This is a genomic window from Cellulomonas sp. PS-H5 (genome assembly GCF_019265565.1).
In the GTDB taxonomy this organism is placed as follows: Bacteria; Actinomycetota; Actinomycetes; order Actinomycetales; family Cellulomonadaceae; genus Cellulomonas.
On record NZ_JAHVCI010000023.1, the window covers coordinates 1 to 25812 of the forward strand.

Sequence of the window (25812 nt, forward strand, 5' to 3'; positions counted from 1 at the left end):
CACCGGCCCCGCACGCCGCCGTCGCCCCCGCGACCCCCGCGCCGCCGGTCCCGCCCGCCCCGTTCCCCGCCGCGCCCCCGGCCCCCGCGCCGGGCCCGGGCGCCGGGTGGGCGGTCCGGCTCCCCGACGGCACGGTCGCGGCGCTGGACAGCCCGCTGCTCGTCGGTCGCAACCCCGACCCGCAGGACGGCGTCCGGACCGTCGCCGTCGCCGACCCGGGCCGCTCGGTGTCGAAGACGCACCTCATGCTCGGCGTCGACGAGCAGGGGCCGTGGGTCGTCGACCGCGGCTCGACCAACGGCACGCTCGTGACGCTCGCCGACGGCCAGCGGATCGTCTGCCTCCCGGACCGGCGTGTGCGGCTGGCGGACGGCTCGCTCGTGGCGTTCGGTGACCTGGCGCTCGCCGTGGGGCTGCGCGCCTAGGGGCCTACGATGGCGCATGGGCCGCCTGCGGTCTGCTGCGACGATGCAGGACGTCGAGCTGGTCGACGTCACTGGCCGCCCGCGCGCGCCCGGACGGCCCCGCACCTGGCTGCCGCCGTCCCCGCCGGACGAGCCGCCCGCACCGGGGCCGCCCCGGTCGACGCGTCCCCGCCGTCGTCGGTGGGTCGCGGTGCTCGTCGTCGTGGGGCTGGTCGTGGCGGGCGTCGCCGTCGGGCGCGCCGCGGCACCGGCACCGCCCGCTGTCGTCGCGCCCGGGATGCTCGCCCCGCTGGACGGGCCGCCGTGGGCGCGGTGGCGGGTCTCCGTGCCGCGGTCGGCCGACGTGCTCGCGGCGACCGGTGCGCTGGTCGTGTCCGGGGTGCGGGACCGCCGGTTCCAGGTGACGGGCTACGACGAGGGCAGCGGCGAGCGGCTGTGGACCCGCGACCTCGGGCCGGTCGCCGGCACCCGGCCGCTGACGGGCTGCCCGCACACGGGAGCCGATGTCGGCCCGGTCGTGCTCTGCGTGGTCGAGCCGCCGGTCCTCCCCGGCGGCGGCTGGTCGCACGGCACGGTCCCGTTCCCCGCGCCGGACGAGCGCTGGGCGCAGATCTCGGCGCTCGACGCCGCCACCGGTGACGTGCTGGGCCGGTGGACGGTCTCGGGCCGGCTCGCCGCGGTCGACCGGATCGGCGACGACCTGGTCGTGCTGCGGGTCGGGGCGGACGGCCACGCGCGCGTCGGCCGGTACGCCGGGGCGGACGGACACCGCCTCTGGTGGTACCGCGGCACCACCCCGCTCCGGCTGCGCGAGGGGATCGTCAGCGGCTCCGAGCTGCGCGTGAACGAGTCGTTCGTGCTGCTGCAGGGCTGGTCGGCGACGGTGCTCGACGCCGCGGACGGCGACGAGCTGACCGCCACCCCGCCCCGCTCGTTCATCGTGGGGTCGCTGTCGACCGACGTGTACGGCACCTGGTCGAGCGGCGAGGGCGGCGTGGTCCACGACCGGACCGGGCGCCCGCTGTTCTCGTCCCGGGCGCTGTTCCCGACGATCACGGCCTCCGACGGTGCTCCACCGGACGTCCTGGTGATGGACGAGGGCGGGACGCTCGTCGGCCGGTCGCTGCCGGACGGGACCGAGCTGTGGCGGCACGAGACGTACCGCGCGGTGCGGGTGCAGTCCGGGGGGCACCTGGTGCTCCTCGGCGTCGACGGCTACCAGGTCGTCTCCGCGCGCACGGGCCTCTCGGAGTGGGAGTCGCCCGAGCGGGTGCTGATGTGGTGGGCGCCGCTCACCGACGGGGCGACGGTGCTGGGCGCCGGCCGCTCGCCGACGGGCCGGCCGACCATGGAGGCCCGCCGGCTGTCCGACGGCGAGCTCGAGTGGGTGCTGCCGATCGAGGACGGCGTGCGGTCCGTCGAGGCCGTCGGCGGCCACCTGGTGCTGCGGAGCCGGGACGAGCTGATCGCCCTCACCTGAGCCGTCCAGATGCTGAGCGGTTGCGGTCCGCCCGGTGGTGCGGAGTACAGTCGAACCGTGCTCACGCTTCGCAGCCTCCTCCTTCGCCGCCGCGACGAGGCCCTCTAGGCCGGATCCTCGTCGCGGTGTTCGGTGCGCCGGCTGACCCCAGCACCCCGCGAAGCGAAGGACCCCCGATGAGCTACCACACCCGCACCGCCCAGCAGCCGTCCGGCATGCCGGTGCACAAGTACCGCCCGTTCGCCGACCAGATCCGGGTCGAGCTGCCGGACCGCACCTGGCCGACGAAGCAGATCGCGAAGGCCCCGCGCTGGTGCGCGGTCGACCTGCGCGACGGCAACCAGGCGCTGATCGAGCCGATGAACGCCGCTCGCAAGCTGGCGATGTTCGAGCTGCTCGTGCAGATGGGCTACAAGGAGATCGAGGTCGGCTTCCCGTCCGCCTCGCAGACCGACTTCGACTTCGTGCGGATGCTGATCGAGGAGGGTCGCATCCCCGACGACGTCGTCATCCAGGTGCTGACCCAGTCCCGCGAGCACCTGATCGAGCGGACCTACGAGGCCATCGCCGGCGCCAAGCAGGCGATCGTCCACCTGTACAACTCCACGTCGGTGCTGCAGCGCGAGGTCGTCTTCCGGTCCGACGAGGACGGCATCGTCGACATCGCCGTCTCCGGCGCCCGCCTGTGCAAGAAGTACGAGGAGAGCATCCCGGAGACCGAGGTGTTCTACGAGTACAGCCCGGAGTCGTACACCGGCACCGAGCTCGAGTTCGCGGTCCGGATCTGCAACGCCGTGCTGGACGTGTTCGAGCCGACGGCCGAGAAGCCGGTCATCATCAACCTGCCGGCGACGGTCGAGATGGCCACCCCCAACGTCTACGCCGACTCCATCGAGTGGATGGGCCGGCACCTGCGGTACCGCGAGAACGTCGTGCTGTCGCTGCACCCGCACAACGACCGCGGCACCGCCGTCGCGGCCGCCGAGCTGGGCTACCTGGCCGGCGCCGACCGCATCGAGGGCTGCCTGTTCGGCAACGGCGAGCGCACCGGCAACGTCTGCCTGGTCACCCTCGGCATGAACCTGTTCAGCCAGGGCGTCGACCCCGAGATCGACTTCTCCGTCGGCGGCGGCATCGACCACATCCGCCGGGTCGTCGAGTTCTGCAACCAGATGGCCGTCCCCGAGCGGCACCCGTACGGCGGCGACCTGGTGTTCACCGCCTTCTCCGGCTCGCACCAGGACGCCATCAAGAAGGGCCTGGACGCGATGGAGGCCCGGGCCGCGGCCGAGGGCGAGGACGTCGACGACATCGTCTGGGCCGTCCCGTACCTGCCGATCGACCCGAAGGACGTCGGCCGGTCGTACGAGGCGATCATCCGGGTCAACTCGCAGTCCGGGAAGGGCGGCATCAGCTACCTGATGAAGTCCGAGCGCGATCTGGACCTGCCGCGCCGCCTGCAGATCGAGTTCTCCCAGGTCGTGCAGCGGTACACCGACGCGCACGGCTCGGAGGTCACGGCCGACGTGCTGTGGCGGATCTTCACCGACGAGTACCTGCCCGTCGACGCCGCGTCCGACCTGGACGCCTGGGGCCGGTTCGCGCTCCGCGGCACCCGGACCACCAGCGCCGAGGAGGGCCCGGACACGCTCGCGGTCGACCTCGTCGACGGCGGGGTGGACCGCACCGTGGAGGCGTCCGGCAACGGCCCGATCGCGGCGTTCGTCGCCGCGCTCGACCAGGTCGGCGCCCGGGTGCAGGTGCTCGACTACGCCGAGCACGCCCTGTCCGCCGGCGGTGACGCCGCGGCCGCCGCGTACGTCGAGTGCGCGGTCGGCGACCGGACCCTGTGGGGCGTCGGGATCGACTCCTCCATCACCACCGCCTCGCTCAAGGCCATCATCTCGGCCGTGAACCGCGCCGAGCGCGAGGCCGCCGCCTCCCGCTGACCCGCGCGGGCCCCAGGACGGGGCCGGCGCCACCCCCGACCGGCCCCAGCGCCCGGTCCCGCCCGCCGCGCCCACCCGCGCGCGGCCGCGGGGCCGGGCGTCGCCGCGTCCGGGGCGTGACCGCCCCGCCGAGATAGGTCCCTTCACGCGAGGTAGGACCGTCCTGCGTCCTATCTCGACGCGGAAGCCCTATCTCGGCGATGGTGCGCCGGCCGGCCGGCCGGGCGGGCGTCGCCGCGTCCGTGCGGAGGTTCCGCGGGGGCGCGGCACGCGGTCGGCGAACAGGTGCGCGGTCCGGGGCGGTCGCGGGGGACAATACGAGCGTGAGCCTCTACCGCGACGAGGCGATCGTGCTGCGCACCCACAAGCTGGGGGAGGCGGACCGGATCGTCACCCTGCTGACCCGCACCCACGGCAAGGTGCGCGCGGTCGGCAAGGGCGTCCGGCGCACCACCTCGCGGTTCGGCTCCCGGCTCGAGCCGTTCATGCACATCGACGTGCAGCTCAACACCGGCCGGAACCTCGACGTCGTCACCCAGGTCGAGACCCTCGGCGCGTACGGCCGGCCGGTGTGCGAGGACTACGCCCTGTACACCGCCGGCACCGTGATGCTGGAGACCGCCGAGCGCCTCGTCGAGGCCGAGCGCGAGCCGGCGCTGCAGCAGTACTGGCTGCTGGTCGGCGCGGTCCGCTCGCTGGCGTCCCGGGAGCACGCGCCGGGCCTGGTGCTCGACTCCTACCTGCTGCGCGCGCTCGCGATCGCCGGCTGGGCCCCGTCGTTCACCGACTGCGCCCGCTGCGGCCGGCCGGGCCCGCACCACTCGTTCGCCGTCGCTCAGGGCGGCGCCGTCTGCACCTCCTGCCGGCCCCCGGGCGCGACCGCCCCGGCCCCGGAGACGTTCCAGCTGCTGTCCGCGCTGCTCGCCGGCGACTGGGCGGTGGCCGACTCGTCCGCCGAGCGGCACCGCAAGGAGGGCAACGGCCTGGTGTCCGCGTACTCCCAGTTCCACCTGGAGCGCACGCTGCGCTCGCTGCCGATGGTCGAGAGGATCTGATGCCGGTTCCGCCGCCCCCGCACCCGAGCGGGGCCCGCCCGCCCGTGCTGCCGAAGGAGCTCGTCCCGCAGCACGTCGCGATCGTCATGGACGGCAACGGCCGGTGGGCGAACGCCCGCGGGCTGCCGCGCACCGCCGGGCACGCCGCGGGGGAGGCGTCGCTGCTCGACGTCGTCGCCGGTGCCATCGAGATCGGTGTGAAGCACGTGTCGGCCTACGCGTTCTCGACCGAGAACTGGACCCGGTCGCCCGAGGAGGTCCGATTCCTCATGGGCTTCAACCGGGACGTGCTGCGCCGCCGGCGGGACGTGATGAACGACTGGGGCGTCCGGGTGCGCTGGGCCGGCCGCCGCCCGCGGCTGTGGCGATCGGTCATCTCGGAGCTGGAGGAGGCCGAGCGGCTGACCGTCGACAACACCACCTGCACGCTGACCATGTGCGTGAACTACGGCGGCCGCGCCGAGATCGCCGACGCCGCCAAGGCGATCGCGCAGGACGTGGCGGCGGGGCGGCTGAAGGCGGACAAGGTCTCCGAGAAGACGGTGCAGCGCTACCTCGACGAGCCCGACCTGCCGGACGTCGACCTGTTCCTGCGCTCCTCGGGGGAGCAGCGCACGTCGAACTTCATGATCTGGCAGGCCGCCTACGCCGAGCTGGTGTTCCTCGACGAGCCGTGGCCCGACGTCGACCGCCGGCACCTGTGGCGCGCGATCGAGACGTACGCGAGCCGCGACCGCCGCTACGGCGGCGCGGTGGACAAGCCCGCCTCCGCCTGACGGGGGTCGCCGGTCCGTAGGTGGGCACGGCGTCTTCACCACGTCTCCCGGCCCTCCCCGCACGTCCACCTACGCCCGCCACCCGGTCGGGGACCGGGTGCCGCTGGGCTGCCTAGCGTCGCGGGCATGACCCGTCCCAGCCGCCCGCCCCGCGTCCAGGTGACCCCGGCCCAGGTGCTCGCGCTGCTGCTCGCGTTCGTGCTCGCGTCCGGCACGGGCGGGCTCCTGCTCGCCGGCACGTTCATGCCGGTCGCGGCGGCCGCGCGCACCGCCACCGAGGTGGGCGACGAGATGCTCCGGGACCTGCCCGCGCACCTGGAGCGCCGCCCGCTGTCCCAGCGGTCGGTGATGACGGCGGCGGACGGCACGCCGTTCGCGGAGTTCTTCGCGGAGGACCGCGTGGTCGTGCCGCTGGACGCGGTGTCGGAGCACCTGCAGCAGGCGGTGGTCGCGACCGAGGACCGGCGGTTCTTCGACCACGGCGGGATCGACCCGACCGGCATGGCCCGCGCCCTGGTGCAGAACCAGCTCACCGGGTCCCAGCAGGGCGCGTCGACGCTCACGCAGCAGTACGTGAAGAACGTGCTCATCGAGCGGTCCGTCCGCGTCGGCGACCACGCCGGGGTCGAGGCCGCGCAGGAGACCGACGGGGCCGAGGGCTACGCCCGCAAGCTCCGGGAGGCCCGGCTGGCGGTGGCGCTGGAGCAGGAGCTCACCAAGGAGGAGATCCTGGAGAGCTACCTGAACATCGCGCCGTTCGGCGTGGCGGTCTACGGCGCGGAGTCGGCCGCCCGGCGGTACTTCAGCAAGCCGGCGGCGGAGCTCGACCTGGTGGAGGCCGCGACCATCGCCGGGATCACCAAGAACCCGAGCGCCTTCGACCCCACCCGGTCCCCGGCGGCGGCCGAGCAGCGTCGCAACACCGTGCTCATGCTCATGCGCGACCAGGACTACATCACGGCGGAGGAGCACGACGCGGCGGTCGCGACCCCGATCGAGGAGACGCTGCGGGTGAGCGAGGCGCGCAGCGGCTGCATGGCGGCGGACGCCGCGATCCCGGGCTCGGGGTTCTTCTGCGACTACGTCACGCAGGTGATCCGGCACGACCCCGCGTTCGGCGAGACGCCGGAGGAGCGAGCGGACCTGCTGTACCGCGGGGGCCTGGTCATCACCACCACGCTCGACCCCCGCCTGCAGGCGCTCGCGGACGAGCAGGTCAAGGCGCGCGTGCCGGTGGACGACCGCTCCGGTGTGGGGTCGGCCATGGTGGTCGTCGAGCCGGGCACGGGGCGGGTCGTCGCGATGGCGCAGAACCGCACCTTCGACAACACCGCCGACGCGGGCGGGTCCGCGGTGTCGGTGAACTACAGCACGTCGTACTCCTACGGCGGGTCGGGCGGGTTCGCGCCAGGGTCGACGCTCAAGCCCTTCACGCTCCTGGAGTGGCTCGAGCAGGGGAACGACCTCGGTCGCACGGTCGACGGGACCGCGCGCACCCTGAACACGAACCAGTTCACGGCGTGCGGGTCGCGGCTGCCGAGCCAGACGTGGCCGGTGCGCAACTCCGAGGGCGGCGCGGGCTCGATGTCGGTCCTCCAGGCCACCCAGCGGTCCGTGAACCTCGGCTACCTGTCGATGGCGATGCAGCTCGACCTCTGCGACATCATGCAGGGCGCCGCCGACCTGGGCGTCACGCAGTCCTCGCCCGGGCGCGAGGGCGAGCCGTTCGGGGCCTACGCGGCGAACGTCCTCGGCTCGGAGGCGACCTCGCCGCTCGCCCTGGCGGGGGCGTACGCCGCGTTCGCCGCGGACGGCCTCTTCTGCACCCCGGTGGCGGTCACCGCGGTGCGGGACCCGTCCGGCGCCGCGCTGCCGGTGCCGGACGCCGCGTGCTCCCAGGCGATCGAACCCGAGATCGCCGCCACGATGAACCACGCCCTCGGGCACGTGTGGCAGGGCACCGGGCGGTCGCTCGGCACGCCGGGGTACGCGGCGGCGGGGAAGACCGGCACCACGAGCCGCAACGAGCAGACCTGGTTCGTCGGCTACACGCCCCGGCTGGCCGCGGCCACCTGGGTGGGGTACCCCGACTCGTTCTCCCCGATGCAGAACGTGGTGATCAACGGCCGGCGGCACCAGCACGTCTACGGCGCGACGATCGCGGGCGTGGCGTGGAAGGGGTTCATGGACGCGGCGCTCGCGGACGGGCAGCCGAACCCGGCGTTCACGCCGGTGACCGACCAGGCCCGCCTGGGCCGGTCGTCCTCGGTGCCCTCGGTCGTGGGCCTGGACCGGGACGCCGCGGTCGAGGCGCTGCGGCGGGCCGGGTTCGAGGCCGTCATCGGCGGCAGCACCGGGTCCGACCTGCCGGCCGGGGTGATCGCGAGCCAGAGCCGGATCGGCAGCGCGGAGCCGGGGTCGCGGGTCACGCTGTACCCGTCACGCGGCGGCGGAGGAGGCGCTGGTGGCGCGGGCGCGGCGGCCGACGGGACGGCCGGGGACGCCCCGCCCGCCGGCGACCCGCCACCGCCGGACGGCACGGAGGAGGGCCACTGACGGGCACGCCCCGCGACCCGCCTCAGACGAGCTCGTCCGCGCGTGCGGCGTCGACGACCAGGCCCCGGCGAGCGGCAGCGCGCGCGGTGCGCGACCGGCGACGGAGCACCGCCCACGTCACCAGCCCCGCGAGCGCCGCCAGCACCGCCGCGAGGCCCCACGGCGACGCGGTCGCGAGCCGGACGGCCGCCCAGACCGCGCCGAGGCCGACGGTGCCCCAGACGAAGGCCCAGGCTACGCTGCCGGGCACCGACGCCGCGAGGAACCGGGGGTAGGGCATCCGCACCAGCCCCGAGCCGACGAACACCGCCGTCTGCACGCCGACGGTCAGGTAGGCGAGGGTCACGGCGAACGGGCCGAACCGGTGCACGAGGGCGAGGCCGCGGCGGGCCGTCGGGGTGCGCATGAGGCGCTCCACCTGCGCGCGGGCCGCGGCTCCACGAGGCGCCGGGGCAGGGGCGACGTCCTCGCCGCCCGGCGCGTCCGCCTCGGTGCCCGGCACCCGCTCCGCCAGCCGCGCTGCGCCCGAGGTCACCCCGCGGCCGACCCAGTAGAACAGGTGCGAGCGCGCCATGACGACGACGAACAGCCCGGCGATGACGGCCCAGAACGGCCATCCGCCCATCCCGTACGCCGCCGCCGTGTCGCTCACCCGTCCGAGTCTACGAGCGAGGTCGGCCTGACCTCGTCGGGACGAAGGTCCCGGACGGACCCCCGGCACCGGGGTGCTAACCTCGTCGGCGAACCTGAGTTCACACAGGGTTGTTACCCGCCGTCGTCGCGGGGCAAGACCTGAGCCGCAGCGATGCGCCTCAGGTCTTTTTTTGTGCCCGGACGGCGTCGGCTCTCGACGAGGAGTACGACATGACGTCCGCGACGACGCGCGACAGGGCCGAGGAGATCATCCGGGCGGTCGGAGGACCGGCCAACGTCCGCGCCCTGACGCACTGCGCCACCCGGCTGCGCTTCGAGCTGCGCGACGCCTCGGTGGTCGACCAGCAGGCCGTGGAGGCGGTGCCCGGCGTGATGGGCGCCGTGCCGCAGTCCGGCGACCGCTACCAGGTGGTCGTCGGCGGGGCGGTGCAGACGGTGTTCACCCAGATCATGGGCCTGCCCGAGATGGCCGGCGTCGGCGTCGGCCGGCAGTCCGACGCCGACGTGAAGGCCGCGGCGCGGTCGAAGGCGCGCGGCAAGGTCGCCTGGCTGGACGCGGTCTTCGAGTACCTGTCCGACTCGTTCCGCCCGCTGCTCGGCGTGCTGCTCGGCGCCTCTTTGATCATCGCGTTCGCTGCGGTGCTCGACGCGCTGGGCGTGGTCGACTTCCGCGCCGACGACAAGCCCGCCACCTGGGTGTTCGTCGACGCGATGTGGCGGGCGGTGTTCTACTTCCTGCCGATCATGGTCGCGTACAACGCGGCGAAGAAGCTGCAGGTCGACCCGTGGCTCGGCGCCACGGTCATGGCCGCCGTGATGACGCCGAACTTCCTGTCCCTCACGGACGCGGCGACGACGGTGTGCACCACCAACGCCACCCTCGGCACCACGGCGTGCGTGGCGGACGTCTTCGGGCTGCCGATGCAGCTCAACGACTACGGCGGCCAGGTGTTCGTGCCGCTGATCATGGTCGCGGTGCTCGCCCCGCTGTACCGCGGGCTCAAGCGGGTGTTCCCCGAGAACATCCAGATGGTGTTCGTGCCGTTCCTGTCGATGGTCGTGATGATCCCGGTCACCGCGTTCCTGCTCGGCCCGCTCGGCATCTGGCTCGGCTCCGGGCTCGGCGACGGCCTGGCGTGGCTGAACGGCAATGCCCCGATCGTGTTCGCCATCGTGATCCCGCTGATCTACCCGTTCCTGGTGCCGCTGGGCCTGCACTGGCCGCTGAACGCGCTGATGCTGGTCAACCTCAACACCCTCGGCTACGACTTCATCCAGGGCCCCATGGGCGCGTGGAACTTCGCCTGCTTCGGCGCGACCGCCGGCGTGCTCGTGCTCGCGGTGCGCGACAAGGACGTGCAGATGCGCCAGACCGCGACCGGCGCGCTCGCCGCCGGCCTGCTCGGCGGCATCTCCGAGCCGTCGCTCTACGGCATCCACCTGCGGTTCAAGCGGATCTACCCGCGGATGCTCGTCGGCTGCCTCACGGGCGGCGTCATCATCGGCGTGCTGGGCGGCGTCGACACCAACGCCTTCGCGTTCACCTCGCTGCTGACCATCCCCGTGTTCAGCCCGATCCCCGTGTACCTGATCGCGATCGCCGCGGCGTTCGCGGTGTCGATGGTGCTCGTGATCGTGTCCGACTACCGCACGCCGGAGCAGCGGGCCGAGGCCCGCGCCGCCCGGGAGCAGGCGGAGGCGGACCTGGCGCTGGAGTCGGCGTCCGTCGCCGCCCCGGTCGCGGCGACGGTGGGGGCCGGCGCCCCGGCGGCCGGCCCGGTCGCCGCGGCGCCCGCCGCCCCGGCCGCGCCCGCCGCGCCCACGACCGCCGTCCTGGCGCCCGTGGCCGGCGAGGTCGTCCCGCTCGCCGAGGTCGACGACCCGGTGTTCGCGTCGAAGGCCCTCGGCGAGGGCGTCGGCGTGGTCCCGTCGGACGGCGTGGTCGTGGCCCCGGTCGCGGGCGAGCTGCTGACGGTCGCCGACACCGGGCACGCGTTCGGGCTGAAGACCGCCGACGGCGTCGAGGTGCTCGTGCACGTCGGCATCGACACGGTGAAGCTCGCGGGCACCGGGTTCGAGGTCGCCGTCCGCAAGGGCGAGCACGTGGCGGCGGGGGACCGGCTGGTGACCGTCGACCTCGGCGTCGTCCGGGAGGCCGGCTACGACACCACGACGCTGGTCACGGTCGTCAACGCCCGGGCCCTCGCGCGCGTCGAGCCGCGGCCGGCCGGTACCGTCGCCCGGGGCGCGGTCGTCGTCGACGTCGAGCCCTGACCGCCCGGGCGGGGCCGCGCCCGACCGCGCGGCCCCGCCCGGACACCCCGACCACCCGAGCCCCGGCGAGGAGCGACGTGGACATCCTCCGCGTGTTCAACAACAACCTGGTCCTCGCGCGCGACGAGGACGGCTCCGAGGTGATCCTCACCGGCCGGGGCCTGGGCTTCCAGGCCCGCCCGGGCGACCTCGCGGACCCGGAGCGCATCGTCCGCGTGTTCCGCCCCGACGACGGCCGGGACCCGGACCACCTGGCGGGGCTGCTCGCGGGCATCCCGCCGGAGCACGTCCAGCTGGTCGGCGACGCGCTGACCGAGGTCGGCCTCCAGGCGGTCGCCGCCCGCCCGGCGCTGGTCGTCGCGATGGCGGACCACGTCAGCTTCGCCCTGGCGCGGGCCGAGGCCGGCCAGACCGTCGAGTACCCGCTGCTCGCCGAGGTCACCAACCTGTACGCCGACGAGCACGCGCAGGCCCTCCGGCTGCTGGAGGCGATCAACGCCCGCGTGACCACGCCGCTGCCGCCGACCGAGGCGGTCGGCCTGGCGCTGCACCTGGTCAACGCCGGGTTCGCGACCGGCGACCTCGCGTTCAGCTACACGATGACCGGGCTGATCCAGCAGTTCCTGGACGTGGTCGCCGGCGCGCACGGCGTCGCGCTCGAGGCGGGCGGGGTCAGCGTCGGGCGGTTCGTCACCCACCTGCGGTACCTGTTCGTGCGGGTGCACCAGCGGCGGCAGCTCGACGACGCGAGGCACTCGGCCGTGGGGGACGCGATCCGCGCGACCTACCCCGAGGCGGTCGACACGGCCGACCGGCTCGCGCGGCTCGTCGAGGTCCGGCTGCAGGCGTCGCTCACGCCGGACGAGGTCGCGTACCTGGCGCTGCACGTCGCCCGCGTGGTCCAGGACGCGCAGCAGCCGGCCTGAACCCTCGCCCGCGATCGGCGTCGAGTGGCGCGTTCTGCCCGACACGCCGGGGCGTGTCGGGCAGAACGCTCCACCGGACCGGGGCCGGCGACGCCGTCAGCGGGCCGCGGGCAGCTCCACGTCGTCCGGCAGCTCCGGGTGCGGGTCGTGCGGGGCCTCGTCGCCGCGGCGCGCCAGCAGCGGCCGCGTGACCGCCGCGACCGCGTACAGCCCGATCGCCAGCAGCACGATCGTCGCGCCCGGCGGGATGTCCTCCCAGTAGGTGATCGACAGCCCGACGACGCTGACGGCGACGCCGATGCCCGACGCCAGGGCCATGACCCGGGTGAACGAGCCGGCCACGAGCTGCGCGACCGCCACCGGGACGATCATCAGCGCGCTCACCAGCAGCAGCCCGACGACGCGCATCGCGATCGTGACCGTGAGCGCGGACATCGCGGCGACCACCATGTTGAGCGCGGTCACCGGCAGGCCCGAGCCGCGGGCGAACTCCTCGTCGTGGCTCACCGCGAACAGCACGTGCCGCAGGCCGAGCCCGACGAGCAGCACGCCGACGGCGAGGCCCGCGGTCCACCACAGGTCGCCGGTCGACACGGTCGAGATCGAGCCGAACAGGTAGGACACCAGGTTCGCGTTCGTGCCGCCGGCCAGCTTGATCAGCAGCACGCCGCCGGCGATGCCGCCGTAGAACATCAGCGCCAGCGCGAGGTCGCCGGAGGTGCGGCCGCGGGCGCGCACCCACTCGATCGCGACCGAGCCGATCAGCGCGGCGACCACCGCACCGGGGATCGCGAGCGCGTCCTGGGGGACCAGGCCCGCCCAGGTGCCGACCAGCCAGCCGAGCGCGACGCCGGTGAGCGCGACGTGGCCGAGCCCGTCGCCCATCAGCGCGAGCCGGCGCTGCACGAGGAACGTGCCGACCACCGGTGCGGCGGCGCCGACCAGCACGGCCGCGATGAGCGCGCGCTGCATCAGCGGGGACGACAGCATCGCCCCGAGCGTCTCGAACCACGTCACGGCAGGACCTCCATGGACAGCCCGGTGCCCGGGTCCGGCGGGGGCGGGTCGGCGTGCGGGTGGGTGTGCTCGTGCTCGGGTCCGGCGTGCTCGCCGCGCGGGGTCGGCGGCGGGCCGTCGTAGACGACCCGGCCATGCCGCAGCGCGACCGCCCGGTCGATCAGGCCGGCGAACGAGCCGAGCTCGTGCAGGATCACCAGGACGGTGCCGCCCTGCTCGTGCAGCCGGCGGACCGTGGCGACGAACGTCTCCTGGGTCGGCAGGTCGATCCCGGAGGTCGGCTCGTCGAGCACGAGCAGGTCGGGCTGACGGACCAGCGCGCGGGCGATCAGCACCCGCTGCTGCTGGCCGCCCGACATCTGGAGCACCGAGCGGCGCGCGTGCCGGGCCATGCCGACCTCCTCCAGCGCGGCGAGCGCCCGCTTCCGGGCGTCCCGCGGCGGGCGGAGCGTGCGGCCGTGCACCAGGCCGGACATCACGACCTCGAGCGCGGTGGCCGGGACGCCGCCGCCGGCGGGCAGCCGCTGCGGGACGTAGCCGACCCGCTCCCACGGCACGCCGTCGCCGAGCGCCCCCCCGAGCAGCCGGACCTCGCCCGCGGTGCGCGGCGCGATGCCCAGCAGGGCACGGACCAGGGTGGACTTCCCGGAGCCGTTCGCGCCGAGCAGGGCGACGACCTCGCCGCGCTCGACCCGCAGGTCGACGCCGGACAGGATCTGGTGGCCGCCGAGGACGACGTCGACGCCGGTGGCGAGGACCGCGGGCTCGGGCGCGGTGGTGTCGGTCACGAGCACGAGAGTGCCGTACGGAGCGTCTCCAGGTTGGCCCGGGCAACCGAGACGTAGTCCTGCGTGTCGTCCGTCAGGCCCTCCAGCGGGTCGAGCACCGCGGTGTCGACGCCCAGCTCGTCGGCGAGCGTCTCGGCGACCTTCGGGCTGGCGAGCGTCTCGAAGAAGATCGTGGACACGCCCTCGTCCTGCACGACCTTCCCGACCTCGGCCAGGCGCGCCGGCGACGGCTCGCCCTCCGGGTCGACGCCGGAGATCCCGACCTGCTCGAGGTCGTACCGCTCGGCGAGGTAGGAGAACGCCTCGTGCGTGGTGACGATCGTGCGGCTCTCGCACGACGCCAGGCCCGTGGAGTACTCGGCGTCGAGGTCGGCCATCTGCTGGGCGAACGCCTCGGCGTTCGCCTGGAACTCGTCGGCGTGGTCGGGGTCGATCTCGGCCAGCTGCGCGGCGACGTCGTCGGCGACCGCGGGCAGCCGGGTCGGGTCCAGCCAGAAGTGCGGGTCGAGCGAGCCGTGATCGTGCCCGTCGTCCTCGGCGTGCTCCTCCTCGCCGTCCTCGCCGTGCTCGGCGGCGTGCAGCTCGGTGTCCTGCGCCGCGTCCACGACGTGCGCCGGCGGGTTCGCGTCCACCGCGTCGTCCACGGCGGCCTGGAACTCCGACAGGTACACGACCAGGTCGGCGCGGCCCACCTCGTCCACCTGGGCGGGGGAGAGCTCGAGGTCGTGCGGCTCGGCCCCGGGGGGCGTCAGCGTGTCGACGGACACGAGGTCGCCGCCGACCTGCTGCGCCACGTACTGCAGCGGGTAGAACGAGGCCAGCACCGCGATGCCGTCGCCGTCGCCGGACCCGCCGCCGGAGCCGCCCGAGCCCGGGGAGGAGCAGGCGGACAGGGCGAGGACGACCCCCGCGGACACGGCGAGGGGCAGGGTGCGACGACGGGGCATGCCCCCATCATCGGACTGTTGAGAACGAGTGTCAAAACCGCGAGGCAACGCGTCCGTCCGAGGTGCGGCGCCGCCGGTCACGCGCGGTCGCGGCCCGGTAGCCTGTCGGACGATCCCTCCCTCCGCGCCACCCAGGCGCGCAGGACCCCGGCACCAGGAGCACTCACCGTGGCAGCACCGTCCCGTCTCGACTCCGTCGTCTCCCTCGCCAAGCGGCGCGGCTTCGTCTTCCAGAGCGGCGAGATCTACGGCGGTTCCCGCTCCGCGTGGGACTACGGGCCGCTGGGCGTGGAGCTCAAGGAGAACATCAAGAAGCAGTGGTGGCGCACGGTCGTGCAGTCGCGCGACGACGTCGTCGGCCTCGACTCCGCCGTGATCCTGCCCCGCCAGGTGTGGGTCGCCTCGGGCCACGTCGGCGTGTTCACCGACCCGCTGACGGAGTGCCTGCACTGCCACAAGCGGTTCCGCGAGGACCACATGCTCGAGGAGTACGAGGAGAAGAAGGGCCGCGCTCCCGAGAACGGCCTCGCCGACATCGCGTGCCCGAACTGCGGCACCCGCGGCCAGTGGACCGAGCCGCGCGACTTCAACATGATGCTGAAGACGTACCTCGGCCCCGTCGAGGACGAGTCCGGCCTGCACTACCTGCGGCCCGAGACCGCCCAGGGCATCTTCGTGAACTTCGCGAACGTGCTGACCACGGCCCGCAAGAAGCCGCCGTTCGGCATCGGCCAGATCGGCAAGTCGTTCCGCAACGAGATCACGCCCGGCAACTTCATCTTCCGGACCCGCGAGTTCGAGCAGATGGAGATGGAGTTCTTCGTCGAGCCGGGCACCGACGAGACCTGGCACCAGTACTGGATCGACCAGCGCACCGACTGGTACGTCGACCTGGGCATCTCCCGCGAGAACCTGCGGCACTACGAGCACCCGGCCGAGAAGCTGTCGCACTACTCCAAGCGGACCGTCGACATCGAGTACAAGTTCGGCTTCAGCGGCTCCGAGTGGGGCGAGCTCGAGGGCATCGCGAACCGCACCGACTTCGACCTGTCGACGCACAGCAAGCACTCCGGGCAGGACCTGTCGTACTTCGACCAGACCAAGGACGAGCGCTGGGTGCCGTACGTCATCGAGCCGGCCGCCGGCCTGACCCGGTCGCTCATGGCGTTCCTCATCGAGTCGTACGCCGAGGACGAGGCGCCGAACGCCAAGGGCGGGGTCGACAAGCGCACGGTTCTGAAGCTCGACCCGCGCCTCGCGCCGGTCAAGGCCGCCGTCCTGCCGCTGTCCCGCAACGAGGCGCTGTCGCCCAAGGCGCGCGACCTCGCCGCGGAGCTCCGGAAGTCCTGGAACGTCGACTTCGACGACGCCGGCGCCATCGGCCGCCGGTACCGCCGCCAGGACGAGATCGGCACCCCGTTCTGCATCACGGTCGACTTCGACACGCTCGAGGACCAGGCCGTCACGATCCGGCACCGCGACGACATGACCCAGGAGCGGGTCGCGCTCGACCAGGTGACCGGCTACCTCGCGCAGCGGCTCGTCGGGGCCTGACCCTGGGCGTCTCGCACGGCCACGCGCACGGCGCGGGTCCCGCCCCCGACGTCACCGTCGGGCGGCGGGCCCGCGCCGTCGTCGTCGTGCTGCTCGGCGTCGCGCTGCTCGCGACCGTGGCCGGGCTCGTGGCGCTCTGGCCGCGCGAGGACGCGCCGACGCTGCAGACCACGCCCGACGGGTCGTCGTACGTCGAGGTGACCGCCACCGACGTCGACCTGCTCGCGGACGCGGAGACCGGGCCGGCGCTGCTCGCGGATACCGACGACGGCGCGTCGATCACCGTGCAGGTCGCGCCCGAGTACCTCGACGTCATCGAGGCGGGGGACCGGATCCGTGTGCTGACGCTGCCGCAGGCCGGGGGTGCGGCGCCGTACGTGTTCGTCGACCTGGTGCGCGGACCGCCGATGGCGCTGCTGGCCGCCGTCATGGGCGTGCTCGTGCTGGCGGTGGCGCGGCTGCGCGGGCTCGGGGCGCTCGCGGGCCTGGTCGTGTCGGTCGGCGGGGTCCTGTGGTTCACGGTGCCCGCCCTGCTGACCGGCGGTCCGCCGCTGCCCGTCGCGCTGGTCACCGCGTCGGCGCTCATGTTCGTGCTGCTGTACCTGGCGCACGGGGTGTCGATCCGGACGTCGACGGCGTTGCTCGGCACCCTCGGCGGGCTGCTGGCGACGGGTGCGCTCGCCGCCTGGGCCACCGGGGCGACGCACCTGACGTTCCTGAGCGGCGAGTACGCGCTGGACCTGCGGGCCAACGCCCCGCTCGCGGACCTGCAGGGCATCCTGCTGTGCGGCATCGTGCTCGCCGGCCTGGGCGTGCTCAACGACGTGACGATCACCCAGGTGTCGGCGGTGTGGGAGATCCGGGCGCTGTCGCCCGCCGCCTCCCGCCGGGACCTGTTCCGCGGCGGGATGCGGATCGGGCGGGACCACATCGCGTCGACCGTGTACACCGTGGCGTTCGCGTACCTCGGGGCGGCGCTGCCGCTGATCCTGCTCGTGGCGATGTCCGACCGGACGCTGCTCGACACGCTGACGAGCGGGGAGATCGCGGAGGAGGTCGTGCGGACGCTCGTCGGCTCGATCGGCCTGGTGCTGGCGATCCCGCTGACGACCGCGATCGCCGCGGCCCTGGCCCCGGCCCCGGCTGCCGCGGCGGGGGAGCCGGTAGGCGACGCCGACACCGACGCCGCCCAGGCCGCGACCCCGACAGCCTGACCCCGGCCCTCTCGCCCGGCCGCGTTGCTCTTCGCCGAGATGGCAACTCTCGGCTGTGCGCGGCGCCCCGGTCACAGCCGAGAGCTGCCATCTCGGCGGATGTGGCTCTGGGCAGGAACTCTGTCGGCGTGGGTAGTTGATCTGTTACGGTACTCGACATGACACAGGCACCCGACCGCTCGGCCGCGGGGTCGGACGCGTTCGCCGCCGACCTGCTGCGAGGGCACACCGACACGATCGTGCTCGGCGTGCTGCGCCGCACCGACCGGTACGGCTTCGAGGTCTACAAGGCCATCCGCGACGCGACCGGCGGCCAGCACGAGATCAAGGAGGCGACGCTGTACGCCTCGTTCCGGCGGCTCGCCCGCGACGGCCTCGTCGAGGCCTACTGGGGCGACGAGTCCCAGGGCGGCCGCCGCAAGTACTACCGGATCACCGACGCCGGGCGCGCCGTGTACCGCCGCAACGTGGCCGACTGGCGAGCCACCCAGCAGATCATCAACACGCTCCTGGACCTCGAGGAGGGCCCGCGATGAGCACCACCGTCGACACGAGCATCCACCGCGCGCTGGACCGCGCGTTCGCCGCGGCGCCGGCCTCGGACGAGGCGCAGGACCTCAAGGAGGAGGTGCGCGCCAGCCTGATGGCCCGCGCCGCCGACCTCGAGGCCGCCGGCGCCGCCCCCGCGGAGGCGGCCCGGACGGCCCTGGCCGAGATCGGCGACCTGCGCGACGTCGTCGCCGCGGTGGCCGACGGCCCGGCGGACGACGCGGGGTACGCCGCGCTGCTGTCCGCGCACCGCGTCCGGCCGCGGCCGGCGTTCGTCGTGCGGGTCACGCTCGCCGCGGTCGTGCTGGCGGGCGCGGCGGCTCTGGTGGCGCTGGTCGCGACCGGGGTGCTGGCGTGGTCGGCCGGGGCGGGCACGGCGCTCGCCGTGGTCGCCGGGCTGGCGACCGGGGTCGTCGTCGCCGACGCGCTGCGCCAGGAGACGACGCAGAACTACCCGCTGCCGGGCGGGCGCGCGCTGGGCTTCGGCGCCGCGAGCGCGGCCGTGGTGACGGCCCTCGGGCTCGGTGGGCTGTTCGCGGCCGACCTGGGCCGGATCTGGCTCGCTGTCGCGGCGGGGGCGCTGCTCGTCGCCGGCGTGCTCGGGTTCGTGGTCCTCGGCGTGACGCAGACCAACCGGCACAAGCCGTGGACCGTCGAGCTCGGGCGGCAGGCCGTCGGCCAGGACCGGTTCACGCGCGAGCCCGAGGCGGCGGCGCGGTTCGGCATCTACTCCGCGGCGCTCGGCCTGGTGGCAATCCTGGCGTTCGTGGTGCTGACGATGACCGTCGGGCTGGCGTGGTCGTGGCTCGCCCTGGCCGCGGTGGTCCCGCTGTACTTCCTCCTGCTGGCCCGCATGCTCTTCCCGGCGGGCGCCGGCGCGCGCGGCTCCGCCTCCTGACGTCGAGGTAGGACCTCCGCGTCGAGATAGGACCGTCTGCGGCCCTACCTCGCGCGGGCGGTCCTACTTCGGCGGGTGGAGCGGCTCGGCGGCGTCAGCGGCCGTGACCGCGTGCACGTGCGCGTGGGCGTGGGTGTCCGGGGCCGCGTGCCGGGCCGGGGCCGCGCCAGCGCGGGTGACCACCAGGGCCGCGATGCCGGTCGTCAGCGGGATCGCGAGCACCAGGCCGATCGACGACACCATGGTCCGCACGATCTCCTCCGCGAACTCCCCGGACGTCAGCGTCGGCCCGAGCGGCAGGCCGTACAGCTCGAGCAGCAGCAGCACCGGCAGAGCGGCCCCGGTGTAGGCGAACGCGATCGTGTAGACGGTCGACGCGATGTGGTCCCGGCCGATCCGCATGCCGCCGCGGAACAGCTCGCCCCGCGTCGCCGCGGGGGAGACCGCCCGCAGCTCCCACACCGCCGACGCCTGGGTGATCGTCACGTCGTTCAGCACGCCGAGCCCGGCGAGCACCAGGCCACAGAGGAACAGCCCGCGCAGCGACGTCGCCCCGCTCTCGCCGAGCAGCTGGGCAAGCCGGTAGGAGTCCTCGCTGCTGACGCCCGACAGCCGGGCCCACTCCGCGCCGAGGATGCCGAGCCCGGTCGTCGCCGCGAGCCCGGCCAGCGTGCCGAGCAGCGCCGCCGACGTCCGGAGCGACAGCCCGTGGGCCAGGTACAGCACGACGGCCATGATCAGCGTCGACGCGCTCAGCGCGACGACCACCGGGTTCTCGCCCCGGACCAGCGCCGGCAGCACGTACACCCCGATGACGGCGAACGCGATGAGCAGGCCGACGAGCGCCCGCAGCCCCCGGCCGCGCGCCACCAGGATGATCGCGAGCGCGAACACCAGTGCGATCGACACCAGGGGCAGCGTCCGGTCGTAGTCGTGCCAGGCCCAGACCTCGTCGTCGGAGCCGGTCGCCGGGTAGTGCTCGACCAGGATGCGGGTGCCGGCCGGCACCTGGTCGGCGGTGGTGGACGCCGTGGCCCACACCTGGACGTCGCGCCCCTGCTCCGGTCCGCTGGTGACGGTGGCGTGCACCCGGAGGCAGGCCACCTCGTCGGGGATCGTGCCGTCGGGCAGCCGGTCCTCGACCGTGCCCTGGCACTGCTCGACCGAGGTGCCGGTGACCGTCGCAGTCGGGTAGTCGATCGCGACGTCGCTGATCTGGCGGGCGGTCGACGGCTCGCCGTGCGGCCAGGTCAACGCCATGCCGACGGCGGCGGCCAGCACGAGCGGCAGCAGGATCGCGGCGATGACGCGGCGGGTGCGCAGGGCGGCGGGTGAGGGCACGGGGCGATTCTGCCGGGTGCGCGGGGATCGCGCCGCGGGCCGTGCCGTCGGGGCGCCGACCGGCCCGACGCGGGGTCCGCCCGCGCCGTGGGGGACAATCGAGGCATGACCGCTCCCTCCACCGTCGACCCGGCCGGCCCCGTGGCCGAGGGGCACGTGCTCCCGCCGCTGCGCATCGGACCGCTCACGATCGACACGCCCGTGGTGCTCGCGCCGATGGCCGGCGTGACGAACGCGGCGTTCCGCCGGTTGTGCCGCGAGTCGGGCGCCGGGCTGTACGTCGCGGAGATGGTGACGTCGCGGGCGCTGGTCGAGCGCGGCGAGGAGTCGATGCGGATCATCTCGCACGCCCCCGACGAGAAGCCGCGCTCGGTGCAGGTCTACGGCGTCGACCCGGCGACGGTGGGCGCGGCGGTGCACCTCATCGCGTCCGAGGACCGGGCCGACCACGTCGACCTCAACTTCGGCTGCCCGGTGCCCAAGGTCACCCGTCGAGGCGGCGGCTCCGCGCTGCCGTGGAAGCGCGAGCTGTTCGAGTCGATCCTGAAGGCGGCCGTCGACGCGGCCTCCCCGTACGGCGTCCCGGTCACGGTCAAGATGCGCAAGGGCATCGACGACGACCACCTGACCTACCTCGAGGCCGGCCTCGTCGCGCAGGACCTCGGCGTCGCCGCGGTCGCGCTGCACGCCCGCACCGCCGAGCAGTACTACTCCGGCACCGCGGACTGGTCGGCGATCGCGAAGCTGAAGGAGACCGTCACCGACATCCCGGTGCTCGGCAACGGCGACATCTGGTCCGCGGAGGACGCCGTGCGCATGGTCCGCGAGACCGGTTGCGACGGCGTCGTCGTGGGGCGCGGCTGCCAGGGACGGCCGTGGCTGTTCGCCGACCTCGCGGCCGCGTTCGCCGGCTCGCCGGAGCGGATCACGCCGGGCGCGCGGTACGTCGCGCAGGTCATCCGCCGGCACGCCGAGCTGATGGTCGAGGCGTTCGGGGACGAGGGCAAGGCGCTGCGCGAGCTCCGCAAGCACATGGCCTGGTACTGGAAGGGCTACGTGGTCGGCGGCGAGCAGCGCGCGGCGCTGGGCCTGGTGTCGAGCCTGGCCGAGCTGGACGACCGGCTCGCGGCGCTCGACCTGGACCAGCCGTACCCGGGCGAGGCGGCGGAGGGCCAGCGCGGCCGCGCCGGGACCCCGAAGCGCCCGCACCTCCCGGACGGCTGGCTGGACAGCCGGGACCTCTCGGAGGACTTCCGCCGCGGCCTGGCGGAGGCCGAGCTGAGCGTCAGCGGCGGCTGACGCCGCCGCGCCCGCCCACACCTACACCCACACCCACACCCACACCCACGCCCACACCCACACCCACACCCACACCCACACTCTCGCCGACTGGGCACTCGATGTCCCCATCGGACGCCCCGAGGGGACATCGACTGCCCACTCGGCGTGCGTGAAGCGTGGGTCGGGAGCGCGTGGGGTGGTCGCGGGGGGCCGTGGGGCGGTCGCGGAGTGCCGGAGTCCGGGTCAGGCGCGGGTGACCGGGATGCGGGCCGCGAGGGTGCGCACGGCCTCCGCGCTCGCGTGCGGAGCGCCCAGCGACTCCGTCCCAACCGCCAGGGCGCCCGCCGCGCTGGCCCACGCCAGGGCGTCCGGCGCGGGCAGGCCCTCGAGCGTCGCCGCGAGCAGGCCCGCGAAGAACGCGTCGCCGGCGCCGTTCGTGTCGACGACCGCGTCGACCGGAGCCGCGCCGACCTCCCAGAACCCGCCCGCGTCCAGCGCCAGCGCCCCGCGCGCGCCGCGGGTGCACACCGCCAGACGGGCCCCGCCGGCGACGCGCGCCCGCAGGTACGCCGCCGGGTCCGCCAGCCGCGCCTCCGACACCAGCAGCACATCCGCGCCGTCGGCGAACGGCCGCTGGAACTCCGCCGCCCCGTCGTCGTCGTGCACGTCGCACCACACCGGCACCCCGGCCTCCCGCGCCGCGGCCAGCACCGGGACCGACAGCTCCGCGAGGTCCACGACCGCCGCCCGCGCGCCGGCGAGCCCGGCCGTCGCGTCCACAGGCCCGCCCGGCGACGGCAGCGTCAGGTACACCGACACCCGCCCGCCGTCCGCGGCCATGAGGTTGACGTGCCGCTCGGTCAGCCCGTCGCGCGCCGGCACCGCGTCGAGCGCGATCCGCGGGTGGTCGAGCGCCGCCCGCACCGCGTCGCCGAGCGCGTCCGCGCCCAGCACGGTCCGCAGCCGCACGTCGACCCCCAGAGCCGCGAGCGTCACGGCCTTGCCCGCGGACGTCCCGCCGAGCCCGTCGTGGTGCCCGGAGGCGAACAGCGTCTGCGACCGCGCCTCGGGCAGCGCATCGAGGCGGACCAGCGTGTTCCAGGAGGCGGGTCCCACGACGACGACGGGGCCGCCCCCGTGCACGGGGACGGCCCCGTCGGGGTGCGTCACGGCGTCAGCGCGCCCGGAGCCAGACGGTGGTGTCGCCGGGGAGCTCCGCGCCGACCGGGGCGTCGCCCGGCAGGCCGGAGGCCAGCAGCACCTCGGCGCCGGCGGGCAGCGCGACCGGGGAGGAGCCCAGGTTCGCGACGACGACGACCGAGCCGTTGCGCACGGCGATGACGTCCTCGTCGTCCTGGAACTCCGGCTCCCAGGACGCCCCGCCCAGGCCGAGCTTCTCGGCCCGGCGCAGGCGCAGCGCGGCGCGGTACAGCTCGAGGGTCGAGCCCTCGACGCCGTCCTGCGCGTCGGCGGCGAACGCGGCCCACTCCGCGGGCTGCGGCAGCCACGTCCGCCCGTTCGGCGAGTAGCCGAAGCCCGGGGCGTCGGCCTCCCAGGGCAGCGGGACGCGGCAGCCGTCGCGGCCCTTCTCGGCGCCGTTCGTGCGGAAGAACGCCGGGTCCTCGCGGACCTCGTCGTCCAGCGCCGTGTGCTCGGGCAGGCCGAGCTCCTCGCCCTGGTAGACGTACGCGGAGCCCGGCAGGCCGAGCATGAGCAGCGAGGCGGCGCGGGCGCGGCGCAGGCCGAGCTCGGCGTCGGGCTGCTCGTCCTCGGCGCCGATGCCGTTGGGCCGCGACGACGGGTCGGCGAGGCCCAGGCGGGAGGCGTGCCGGACGACGTCGTGGTTCGACATCACCCAGGTCGTCGGGGCGCCGACGGTGTCGTTGACCTGGTACGACGCGGCGATGACCTTCTTCAGCGCGGGGGCGTCCCAGCCGGTGGCGAGGAACGCGAAGTTGAACGCCTGGTGCATCTCGTCGGGGCGGACGTACCGGGCCAGGCGGCTCAGCGGCTCGACCCAGGCCTCGGCGACGAGCATCCGGTCGCCGTCGTACTCGTCGAGGACCTGGCGCCACGCGCGGTAAATCTCGTGCACGCCGTCCTGGTCGAACATCGGGCCCTGGTTGCCGGACCCGGAGACGGCGTCGCTGTCGTCGGCCCCCTCGATCATCGACACGTGGCCGTCCCAGTCGGGCAGCCCCTCGGCCTTGACCATCCCGTGCGCGACGTCGACCCGGAAGCCGTCGACCCCGCGGTCCAGCCAGAACCGCAGCACGCCCTCGAACTCCTCGCGGACCTCGGGGTTCGACCAGTCGAGGTCGGGCTGCTTGGAGTCGAACAGGTGCAGGTACCACTGGCCGTCGTCGACGCCGTGCTGCTCGGGGGTGAGCCGGGTCCAGGCCGGGCCGCCGAAGATGGAGCCCCAGTTGTTCGGCGGCTCGGTGCCGTCGACGCCGCGGCCCTCGCGGAACAGGTACCGCGCGCGCTCGGGGGAGCCGGGCGGCGTCGTGAGCGCCTCCCGGAACCACACGTGCTCGTCCGAGGAGTGGTTCGGGACCAGGTCGACGACGACCTTGAGGCCGAGCGCGTGCGCGCGCTCGAGCAGCGCGTCGAAGTCGGCCAGCGTGCCGAACAGCGGGTCGACGTCCCGGTAGTCGGCGACGTCGTAGCCCGCGTCCGCCTGGGGGGACTTGTAGAACGGGGACAGCCAGACGGCGTCCACACCCAGCGCCGCCAGGTGGTCCAGCCGCGCGGTGATGCCCGGCAGGTCGCCGATGCCGTCGCCGTCCGCGTCCGCGAAGGACCGCGGGTACACCTGGTAGATGACCGCGTCCCGCCACCACGGGCCGTCGACGGGGCCGGGCTCGTGCACCACCTCCGGGGCGGGGCGGGAGATCGGCTGCTGGTCGAGCTGGGTCACGCTGGTCCTCCGGGAGAAACGGGTGCAGAGCTGGTGGAGCCGCGCACGATGAGCTCGGGGTGGAACAGGAGCTCGGTGCGCGACGTGGGGGTGCCGTTGATCTCCGCCATGAGCGCGGAGACGGCGGCCTGGCCCATCGCCTGGACGGGCTGGCGCACCGTCGTCAGCGGCGGGTCGGTGAAGCCGATCAGCGGCGAGTCGTCGAAGCCGACGACCGACACGTCCTCCGGGACGCGCAGGCCGCGGGACCGCGCGGCGCGGATCACGCCGAGGGCCATGAGGTCGGACCCGCAGATGATCGCGGTGTGGCCCGAGTCGATGAGCTCGTGCGCCGCGGTGGCGCCGCCCTCGACCGTGAACAGGGTGGTGTTGACGTGCGGCGCGGCGTCCTCGACGCCGAGCTGCGCGCGGAGCTGCTCGGCGAACGCCCGCCGCTTGCGGGCCGCCGGCACGAACCGCTCGGGACCGATGGCGAGGCCGATGCGGCGGTGCCCGAGGGCGACCAGGTGCCGCACGGACAGCTCGATCGCGACGGAGTCGTCGGTCGCGATGCTCGGGGCGTCGACCGCCTCGGCCCGGCCGTTGACGAGCACGATCGGCAGCCCGCGCCCGCGGAGCGCGTGGTAGCGCTCCACCGACGCCTGCGTGTCCGCGTGCAGGCCCGAGACGAACAGGATCCCGGCCACGTCGTGGTCGAGCAGGATCTCGACGTACTGGTCCTCGGTGGTGCCGCCCGGCTGCTGGGCGCACAGCAGCGGGGTGTACCCGCGCTGGGTCAGCATGGACTCCATCGCCTGGGCCATCGCGGGGAACACCGGGTTCGACAGCTCGGGCACCACGAGGCCGACGAGGCCCGCGGGACGGGTGCGGAGCTTCTCGGGCCGCTCGTAGCCGAGCACGTCGAGGGCGGCCAGCACGGCCTGCCTCGCCTGCGAGGAGACGCCGGGCTTGCCGTTGAGGACCCGCGAGACGGTCGCGGTGGAGACGCCGGCCTGCTCGGCCAGGTCGGTGAGGCGTGTGCGCACGGTCGCGAGCGTAGAGGGCACCGTCGCCTCCTCGTCGTCGTTGTCGTCATCCGATCGGGGCAGCTTCGTCCCCTCGGGTCGGAGAGCACTGTAACCGATGCCTGAAAGTTACCGTAACGGCTTGCAACGAGGCCCGGAAGTTGATTACCGTCCGGGTCATCGAGCCAGCGCCGGCGGTGCCGG

21 protein-coding genes are annotated in these 25812 nt (G+C 74.4%); 13 read left to right on the top strand and 8 right to left on the bottom strand.

What is annotated here, in order from left to right; genetic code table 11:
- From J5O08_RS10785 to J5O08_RS10810, 6 genes are all read left to right on the top strand, one after another.
- On the top strand, positions 1-425 hold a 425-nt coding region (locus tag J5O08_RS10785), incomplete at its 5' end, for an FHA domain-containing protein (protein WP_218706856.1).
- Positions 426-441: 16 nt separating this feature from the next.
- A complete protein-coding gene (locus J5O08_RS10790; protein ID WP_218706857.1) occupies positions 442-1905 on the top strand; it encodes a PQQ-binding-like beta-propeller repeat protein in 1464 nt (487 codons plus the stop codon).
- 176 nt (positions 1906-2081) lie between these two features.
- On the top strand, positions 2082-3854 hold the full coding sequence (gene leuA, locus J5O08_RS10795) for a 2-isopropylmalate synthase (protein ID WP_218706858.1): 1773 nt from the start codon (positions 2082-2084) through the stop codon (positions 3852-3854).
- Positions 3855-4177: 323 nt separating this feature from the next.
- The gene (recO, locus tag J5O08_RS10800; RefSeq protein WP_218706859.1) at positions 4178-4909 is read left to right on the top strand and encodes a DNA repair protein RecO; all 732 of its coding nucleotides are present in this window, start codon (positions 4178-4180) and stop codon (positions 4907-4909) included.
- Positions 4909-5685: an isoprenyl transferase gene (locus tag J5O08_RS10805; RefSeq protein WP_218706860.1), complete on the top strand. Its 777-nt coding sequence runs from the start codon at positions 4909-4911 to the stop codon at positions 5683-5685. Before recO ends, J5O08_RS10805 begins: the two co-directional genes overlap by 1 nt.
- Positions 5686-5811: 126 nt before the next feature.
- The gene (locus J5O08_RS10810; RefSeq protein WP_218706861.1) at positions 5812-8241 is read left to right on the top strand and encodes a transglycosylase domain-containing protein; all 2430 of its coding nucleotides are present in this window, start codon (positions 5812-5814) and stop codon (positions 8239-8241) included.
- Positions 8242-8263: 22 nt separating this feature from the next.
- On the opposite strand, the gene J5O08_RS10815 is transcribed toward J5O08_RS10810, so the two are convergent.
- A complete protein-coding gene (locus J5O08_RS10815; protein ID WP_308281547.1) occupies positions 8264-8893 on the bottom strand; it encodes a hypothetical protein in 630 nt (209 codons plus the stop codon).
- 212 nt (positions 8894-9105) lie between these two features.
- Between J5O08_RS10815 and J5O08_RS10820 the strand changes: the two genes are divergently transcribed.
- Positions 9106-11169 (top strand): glucose PTS transporter subunit IIA, encoded by a 2064-nt coding sequence (locus tag J5O08_RS10820; protein ID WP_218706863.1) that lies wholly within the window; start codon positions 9106-9108, stop codon positions 11167-11169.
- Between the two features lie 77 nt (positions 11170-11246).
- On the top strand, positions 11247-12095 hold the full coding sequence (locus tag J5O08_RS10825; RefSeq protein WP_218706865.1) for a PRD domain-containing protein: 849 nt from the start codon (positions 11247-11249) through the stop codon (positions 12093-12095).
- 96 nt (positions 12096-12191) lie between these two features.
- On the opposite strand, the gene J5O08_RS10830 is transcribed toward J5O08_RS10825, so the two are convergent.
- The 3 genes from J5O08_RS10830 to J5O08_RS10840 are packed head-to-tail and all read right to left on the bottom strand — an operon-like array spanning position 12192 to position 14847.
- Complete coding sequence (locus tag J5O08_RS10830) at positions 12192-13085, bottom strand: metal ABC transporter permease (RefSeq protein WP_218706896.1); 894 nt, start codon at positions 13083-13085, stop codon at positions 12192-12194.
- Between the two features lie 23 nt (positions 13086-13108).
- Positions 13109-13900, bottom strand: coding sequence for a metal ABC transporter ATP-binding protein (locus tag J5O08_RS10835; protein WP_218706867.1), 792 nt, complete (start codon positions 13898-13900; stop codon positions 13109-13111).
- Positions 13897-14847: a metal ABC transporter substrate-binding protein gene (locus J5O08_RS10840; RefSeq protein ID WP_218706868.1), complete on the bottom strand. Its 951-nt coding sequence runs from the start codon at positions 14845-14847 to the stop codon at positions 13897-13899. The genes J5O08_RS10835 and J5O08_RS10840 overlap by 4 nt, the downstream gene beginning before the upstream one ends.
- 168 nt (positions 14848-15015) lie before the next feature.
- On the opposite strand from J5O08_RS10840, the gene J5O08_RS10845 reads away from it, so the two are divergent.
- The 4 genes from J5O08_RS10845 (at position 15016) to J5O08_RS10860 (ending at position 19062) form a co-directional block, all read left to right on the top strand.
- A complete protein-coding gene (locus tag J5O08_RS10845) occupies positions 15016-16401 on the top strand; it encodes a glycine--tRNA ligase (protein ID WP_147793914.1) in 1386 nt (461 codons plus the stop codon).
- An 86-nt stretch (positions 16402-16487) separates the two neighbouring features.
- Positions 16488-17615 (top strand): YibE/F family protein, encoded by a 1128-nt coding sequence (locus J5O08_RS10850; RefSeq protein WP_308281549.1) that lies wholly within the window; start codon positions 16488-16490, stop codon positions 17613-17615.
- Positions 17616-17773: 158 nt separating this feature from the next.
- Positions 17774-18151: a PadR family transcriptional regulator gene (locus J5O08_RS10855; protein WP_217615851.1), complete on the top strand. Its 378-nt coding sequence runs from the start codon at positions 17774-17776 to the stop codon at positions 18149-18151.
- Entirely contained in the window at positions 18148-19062 is a 915-nt protein-coding gene (locus tag J5O08_RS10860) for a permease prefix domain 1-containing protein (RefSeq protein ID WP_218706869.1), read from the top strand. Before J5O08_RS10855 ends, J5O08_RS10860 begins: the two co-directional genes overlap by 4 nt.
- A gap of 63 nt (positions 19063-19125) precedes the next feature.
- On the opposite strand, the gene J5O08_RS10865 is transcribed toward J5O08_RS10860, so the two are convergent.
- On the bottom strand, positions 19126-20403 hold the full coding sequence (locus J5O08_RS10865) for a YibE/F family protein (RefSeq protein WP_308281550.1): 1278 nt from the start codon (positions 20401-20403) through the stop codon (positions 19126-19128).
- 105 nt (positions 20404-20508) lie between these two features.
- Between J5O08_RS10865 and dusB the strand changes: the two genes are divergently transcribed.
- Positions 20509-21702: a tRNA dihydrouridine synthase DusB gene (dusB, locus tag J5O08_RS10870; protein ID WP_218706870.1), complete on the top strand. Its 1194-nt coding sequence runs from the start codon at positions 20509-20511 to the stop codon at positions 21700-21702.
- Positions 21703-21927: 225 nt separating this feature from the next.
- On the opposite strand, the gene J5O08_RS10875 is transcribed toward dusB, so the two are convergent.
- From J5O08_RS10875 to J5O08_RS10885, 3 genes are read right to left on the bottom strand one after another with little or no spacing between them, the layout of a single operon-like run.
- Positions 21928-22854, bottom strand: coding sequence for a PfkB family carbohydrate kinase (locus tag J5O08_RS10875; protein WP_308281551.1), 927 nt, complete (start codon positions 22852-22854; stop codon positions 21928-21930).
- Positions 22855-22858: 4 nt separating this feature from the next.
- Positions 22859-24604: a glycoside hydrolase family 13 protein gene (locus J5O08_RS10880; RefSeq protein WP_374225970.1), complete on the bottom strand. Its 1746-nt coding sequence runs from the start codon at positions 24602-24604 to the stop codon at positions 22859-22861.
- The gene (locus tag J5O08_RS10885) at positions 24601-25629 is read right to left on the bottom strand and encodes a LacI family DNA-binding transcriptional regulator (RefSeq protein WP_218706871.1); all 1029 of its coding nucleotides are present in this window, start codon (positions 25627-25629) and stop codon (positions 24601-24603) included. The genes J5O08_RS10880 and J5O08_RS10885 overlap by 4 nt, the downstream gene beginning before the upstream one ends.
- Positions 25630-25812: the final 183 nt, after the last annotated feature.